Here is a 6,607-nt window from a genome sequence, read left to right as displayed (position 1 = left end):
CCAAAGTTGAACCCAAAGTTGAACCCAAAGTTGAACCCAAAGTTGAACCCAAAGTTGCGGCGGCCAAGCCAACCATTAAAGAGACTTCAACCGCTTCCGATAAAAGTTCAGGGAAGTATTTTGTGCAATTTGGTGTGTTTTCTGACCCCAATAACCTGGAAAGCCTGCAAACCAAGCTCAAGCAGGCCGGTTTTGATGCGATGTCTGAAAAGGTGGATGCAACTGGCCAGAAACTGCGCTTGCGTACACATACCTATACTACTCGCAATGAAGCTGCAGCCGTGTTGAAAAAACTTGAGGCGGCGGGCTTTAAAGGCATTGTTGCAAGCAAATCCTGATACGGGCAATGACGATATTTGATTATTTAGTGCTTGGTATTGTTGGTTTCTCCATCCTGGTTGGATTGATGCGTGGCGCCATTCGCGAGCTGTTTTCAGTATTGGGCTGGGTGCTGGCCTTTTACCTGGCAAACAAATTTAACGGCGAAGTCATGCACTACATTCCCGACCAGGTTCCTGGCGAGCAAGTGAAAGCGATTGCGGCGTTCCTGCTGGTGTTCCTGGCTGTATTGTTTTTATGCACCCTGATGGCTTTACTATTAACAACCCTGCTCAAGGCAGTAGGATTGGGTGGCCTCAATCGTTTGCTGGGTGGCATTGCCGGTGCTGCCAAAGGCGTACTGATTGTCTGTATCCTGGTGTTGCTGGCCGCCATGACCGATATCCCTAAAGATGTACGCTGGACCAATGCCATGTTAAGTGCGCCGCTTGAGGCCCTGGTCTTGAAATTGCTGCCATGGCTACCACCTAGTATTGCCGGGCATGTGCATTTGGATCATCAGCCAGCTGATGAGTCTCTGATTTAATTTGTAACCTGAATAGGATCTCGCTATGTGTGGAATTATCGGTATTGTTGGTAAAAATCCGGTGAACCAGTTGTTGTATGATGGATTGCTGGTGCTACAGCATCGCGGCCAGGATGCTGCCGGTATCGTTACCTGCGATGGCAATACCTTCCATATGCACAAGAATAATGGCCTGGTGAAAGATGTATTCCATACGCGCCACATGCGCAACCTGGTGGGCAATGTAGGCATTGCCCATGTGCGATATCCCACAGCTGGCTCCTCCAGTGCGGCTGAAGCCCAGCCTTTCTATGTCAACTCTCCCTTTGGGATTGTGCTTGGTCACAATGGCAACCTGACCAATTCGGAACAACTGAAATCTGAAATGTTCAGGCAGGATTTGCGCCATATCAACACCAATTCTGATTCTGAAGTATTGCTGAATGTCCTGGCCCACGAAATTGAAGATACTTCAAAGAATGCCCTGCTGAACAGTGACATGGTGTTTGATGCAGTGGCTGGCGTGCACAGGCGCTGTAAAGGTGCCTATGCCGTGGTGGCGATGATTGCCAATTTCGGTTTGCTGGCTTTCCGTGACCCGCATGGCATCCGTCCCCTGGTGATTGGCAAGCAGGAAACAGACAAAGGCACCGAATATATTGTGGCTTCGGAGAGTGTAGCCCTGGATGTGCTGGGTTTTACCATGCTGCGTGACGTAGAGCCGGGGGAAGCGGTATTTATTGATATGGATGGCCATTTGTTTAGCCGCCAGTGCGCGCAAAACCCGAAACTGGCTTCCTGTATTTTTGAATACGTTTATCTGGCGCGTCCTGATTCTGTGATTGATGGTGTTTCTGTCTACCAGACCCGTCTTGATATGGGCACATTGCTGGCCGAGAAAATCAAGCGTGAATGGGCAGACAAGCAGATTGATGTGGTGATTCCCATCCCGGATACCAGTCGTCCCAGTGCTTCGCAATTAGGCATTGCATTAGGGTTGAATTGCCGCGAAGGCTTTATCAAAAACCGTTATATCGGCCGTACGTTTATTATGCCTGGCCAGGCATTGCGTAAAAAGTCAGTACGCCAGAAACTGAACCCGATCGGGATTGAATTCAAAGGTAAAAATGTACTGTTGGTAGATGATTCCATCGTGCGTGGCACCACCTCGCAGCAAATCGTGCAGATGGCGCGTGATGCCGGTGCCAATAAGGTCTATTTTGCTTCTGCTGCACCCCCTGTGCGTTTCCCGAATGTCTATGGCATTGATATGCCTAGCCGCGATGAGTTGCTGGCTACCAATCGTACCGATGAGGAAATTTGTGCAGCCATTGGCGCTGATGGATTGATTTACCAGGATCTGGATGCGTTGAGGGATAGTATTACCAAGTCGAACCCGCATTTGACCGAATTTGACTGTAGCTGCTTTGATGGTAAATACGTAACCGGTGATGTGGATGCGGCTTATCTCAACCGTATTGAAGCGGCCCGTAGCGATATGAACAAAAAGCAACTGCCACCAAACTCGACCACGCAACTGGATCTGAATTTATTATCCACTGATCTGGCCGGGGTGGAGTAAGGCTTGACAGGCCTCGCCAAAAGGCGTTTAATCAAATTGCGCTGATTTGAGTGGCGAACTTTAAACGAAGCCAGACTCAGCTTGCGAGCGCATAATAAATACTGCTAAAGCGAGAGCCAAAAACCCGTTTTAGCGCAATGCTGAAACGGGTTTTTTATTGGCTCCCGCAGTAGGCGGAAATTGAGGAGCTATGGACGATCAATATCATATGGAAACGCTGGCCGTACGTGCCGGTACTTTAACCACGGAATTTGGCGAGAACTCGGAAGCGTTGTTTTTGAATTCCAGTTTTCGCTTCAAGAGCGCTGCACAGGCGGCTGCCCGCTTTGGCGGGAAAGAGCCGGGTAATATTTACTCCCGCTTTACCAATCCTACCGTGACCATGTTCCAGGACAAGCTGTCTGCGCTTGAGGGTGCTGAACAGTGCGTGGCGACTTCGAGCGGTATGTCGGCCATTCTGGCCACCATCATGGGTATTTGCAGTGCCGGTGACCATGTGGTGACGTCCCGCAGTATTTTCGGGACTACCGTACAATTGTTTACCAATATCCTCAAGCGCTGGGGGCTGGAGGTCACACTGGTTTCGTTGACGGATGTAGATGCCTGGAAGGCCGCAGTCAAACCCAACACCAAATTGTTTTTTGTGGAGACTCCCTCCAATCCGCTGACCGAAATCGGTGATATTGCCAGGCTGGCGCAGGTGGCGCATGCCGCAGGCGCCTACCTGGCGGTCGATAATTGCTTTTGTACGCCTGCGTTGCAGCAGCCGCTTAAATTGGGCGCTGATATTGTCATCCATTCCGCGACCAAGTATATCGACGGACAGGGCAGGGTACTGGGCGGCGCTGTCCTCGGAAGCAAGGCACTGATTGAGCCGGTTTATGGTTTTTTGCGTACGGCAGGCGTCACCATGAGCGCATTTAATGCCTGGGTGTTTGTAAAAGGCATGGAAACGCTGCAAGTGCGTATGGAGGCGCATGCTGCGCGCGCATTGGCGATTGCACAGTGGCTGGAGCAGCAGCCGCGAGTTGCGCGTGTGTATTACCCTGGGCTGGCCTCACATCCTCAGTATGTCCTGGCCAAGCAGCAACAGCGCCTGGGCGGCGGTATTGTCAGCTTTGAGGTCAAGCCGCGCGCAGGCCAGACCGAGCAGGAGGCGGCCTGGGAAGTGATTGATGCGACCCAGTTGATTTCCATCACTGCCAATCTGGGGGATGCAAAATCGACGATTACCCATCCTGCAAGCACGACCCATAGCCGTATCTCGCCAGAAGCGCGTGCCGAAGCCGGTATAAAAGACAGCCTGATACGCATAGCGGTGGGGCTGGAGTACGTAGAGGATTTGAAAGCCGACCTGCAGTTACTCACGCAGGCTTGATACCTGCAGGCTGGCTTGCTGGGTGGCCGTTGGCTATACAGCAAGCCAGCTTCATCACTCTCTTCACCCCGGATATTGCTTCGCCTGTTGTCTTGATCAGGCTGAGACCCTCTCATCAGGCATGCTGATGGCTGCATTCGGGCTGCCATGCCGTGATTTGCCAGCCGTAATGCTGCTAACTATGCTAAAATCACGTGATAACTTTTAACTATAAATTGGGTCAAGAATGAGTCAGTCTCCAGATCAATTTGCCAAAGAAACCCTGCCTATCAGTTTAGAAGACGAGATGCGCCGCAGCTACCTCGATTACGCCATGAGCGTGATTGTTGGTCGCGCACTCCCCGATGTTCGTGATGGATTAAAGCCTGTGCACAGACGCGTACTGTTCGCCATGCACGAGCTGTCCAATGACTACAACAAGCCTTATAAGAAATCTGCCCGTATTGTCGGTGACGTAATCGGTAAGTACCACCCGCACGGTGATACTGCAGTGTATGACACCATTGTGCGTATGGCGCAGGATTTCTCCCTGCGCTACATGCTGGTCGATGGCCAGGGTAACTTTGGTTCTGTCGATGGCGATAATGCGGCGGCGATGCGATATACGGAAATCCGTATGTCCAAGATTGCCCATGAGTTACTGGCTGATATCGAAAAAGAGACCGTAGACTTTGGCCCTAACTACGACGGCAGCGAGCAAGAGCCGTTGATTATGCCGACACGTATCCCTAACTTGCTGATTAACGGTAGTTCAGGGATTGCGGTAGGTATGGCGACCAATATCCCGCCACATAACCTGAATGAAGTGCTGAATGCCTGTTTTGCACTACTGAAAAACCCTGAAATCAGTGTGGATGAGTTGATTGATATCATTCCGGCACCAGACTTCCCGACTGCAGGCATTATCTATGGCACGGTTGGCGTCAAGGAAGGTTACCGTACCGGCCGTGGCCGTGTGGTGATGCGTGGCCGTACACACTTTGAGGATCTGGAAAAGGGCGGGCGCCAGTCCATCATCATTGATGAACTACCATACCAGGTCAACAAGAAATCCCTGATTGAAAAAATCGCCGAGCTGGTCAACGAGAAAAAGATCGAAGGTATTTCTGACCTGCGTGACGAATCGGATAAATCCGGCATGCGCGTGGTGATTGAACTGAAGCGTGGCGAAGTGCCTGAGGTGATTTTAAATAACCTCTACAAGCAAACCCAGCTGCAAGATACCTTTGGTATGAACATGGTGGCGCTGATGGACGGCCAGCCACGCTTGCTCAACCTGAAGCAGATGTTGGAAGCTTTCCTGCGCCACCGCCGTGAAGTGGTGACGCGCCGTACTGTATTCGAGTTGCGCAAGGCGCGCGACCGTGGCCATGTGCTGGAAGGCCTGGCCGTGGCTTTGGCCAATGTGGATGAGATGATTGCCATCATCAAGGCTGCACCAACGCCACCGGAAGCGAAAAAAGAATTGATGGCGCGTAGCTGGCATTCACCTGTGGTGGAAGAAATGCTCAAACGTGCCGCCATGGAGGCCTCCCGTCCCGAAGGCTTGTCGGTCGATTTTGGCCTGACACCGAATGGTTACAGACTGTCGGATGTGCAGGCGCAGGAAATCCTGCAAATGCGCTTGCAACGCCTGACCGGCCTGGAGCAGGACAAGATTGTCAATGAGTACAAAGAGGTGATGGATGTCATCGCCGATTTGCTCGATATCCTGGCCAAGCCTGAGCGCGTAACAGCCATTATTGTTGAAGAGCTGAATGAAATCCAGAAGCAGTTTGGTGACAAGCGCCGCTCCGAAATCGAGCAAAATACACAAGATCTGTCGCTGGAAGACCTGATTACACCGCAAGATGTGGTCGTGACGTTGTCGCATACCGGTTATGTCAAATCACAACCGTTGGATGAGTACCGTGCGCAGCGTCGCGGTGGCCGTGGCAAACAGGCCGCAGCAACAAAAGAGGATGATTTTATCGACAAGATGTTTGTGGCCAATACCCACGATTACATCCTGTGCTTTAGCAGCCGTGGCCGCGTTTACTGGTTAAAAGTGTATGAAGTGCCGCAAGGCAGCCGCGTTAGCCGCGGCAAGCCTATCGTGAACCTATTCCCATTGGAAGAAGGCGAGAAAATTAACGCCATCCTGCCGGTGAAAGAGTTTGACGAGAATCATTATGTGTTTATGGCTACTGCCATGGGGACGGTCAAGAAAACAGCGCTGATCGAATTCTCCAATCCACGCAAGTCCGGCATCATCGCAATCAATCTTGATGAAGGCGATTACCTGATTGGTGCGGAAGTCACCAATGGTCACAATGATATTGTGCTGGTCTCCAATGGTGGCAAAGCGGTCTGGTTTACCGAGGATGATGTCCGTCCTATGGGCCGTGCAACACGTGGTGTGCGCGGCATGAAGCTGGCGGCCAAACAGCAGGTACTGTCCTTGCTGATTGCAGAAAATGACCAGCAGTCTGTCCTGGTGGCGACAGAGAATGGCTATGGTAAACGTACCGTGCTATCGGAATTCCGTCACTCCGGCCGCGGTACGCAAGGCGTGAAAGCCATTGCGATCAGTGAGCGTAACGGCCTGGCGATTGCGGCGAAGCTGGTGACGGCCGAAGATGAAATCATGCTGATTACTACCGGCGGCGTACTGATCCGTACCCGCGTGAAGGAAATCCGCGATATGGGTCGTGCCGCACAAGGGGTGACGCTGATTAATCTGGGCGAGGGTGAGAAATTGTCTGGCCTGGAGAAAATTGTCGAGACCGATGATGAAAGTGACGACAGCGAAGAATAAAGGGAC

At 51.7% G+C, this 6,607-nt stretch carries 5 protein-coding genes; all 5 read left to right on the top strand.

Going from position 1 to position 6,607, the window contains the following annotated elements; translation table 11 throughout:
* On the top strand, nt 1–338 hold a 338-nt coding region (locus BLP53_RS13740), incomplete at its 5' end, for an SPOR domain-containing protein (RefSeq protein ID WP_245652546.1).
* Between the two features lie 8 nt (nt 339–346).
* Nucleotides 347–865 (top strand): CvpA family protein, encoded by a 519-nt coding sequence (locus BLP53_RS00290; protein WP_091468043.1) that lies wholly within the window; start codon nt 347–349, stop codon nt 863–865.
* 25 nt (nt 866–890) lie between these two features.
* Nucleotides 891–2,426, top strand: a complete 1,536-nt coding sequence (purF, locus tag BLP53_RS00285) for an amidophosphoribosyltransferase (protein WP_091468039.1) — start codon at nt 891–893, stop codon at nt 2,424–2,426.
* 190 nt (nt 2,427–2,616) lie between these two features.
* Entirely contained in the window at nt 2,617–3,804 is a 1,188-nt protein-coding gene (locus tag BLP53_RS00280) for an O-succinylhomoserine sulfhydrylase (protein ID WP_091468035.1), read from the top strand.
* A 226-nt stretch (nt 3,805–4,030) separates the two neighbouring features.
* Nucleotides 4,031–6,601, top strand: coding sequence for a DNA gyrase subunit A (gene gyrA / locus BLP53_RS00275; protein ID WP_091468032.1), 2,571 nt, complete (start codon nt 4,031–4,033; stop codon nt 6,599–6,601).
* Nucleotides 6,602–6,607 lie beyond the last annotated feature (6 nt).

Source organism: Methylophilus rhizosphaerae (assembly GCF_900100975.1).
Taxonomy (GTDB): Bacteria; Pseudomonadota; Gammaproteobacteria; order Burkholderiales; family Methylophilaceae; genus Methylophilus; species Methylophilus rhizosphaerae.
This window is presented reverse-complemented; position numbering and strand designations above follow the sequence as displayed.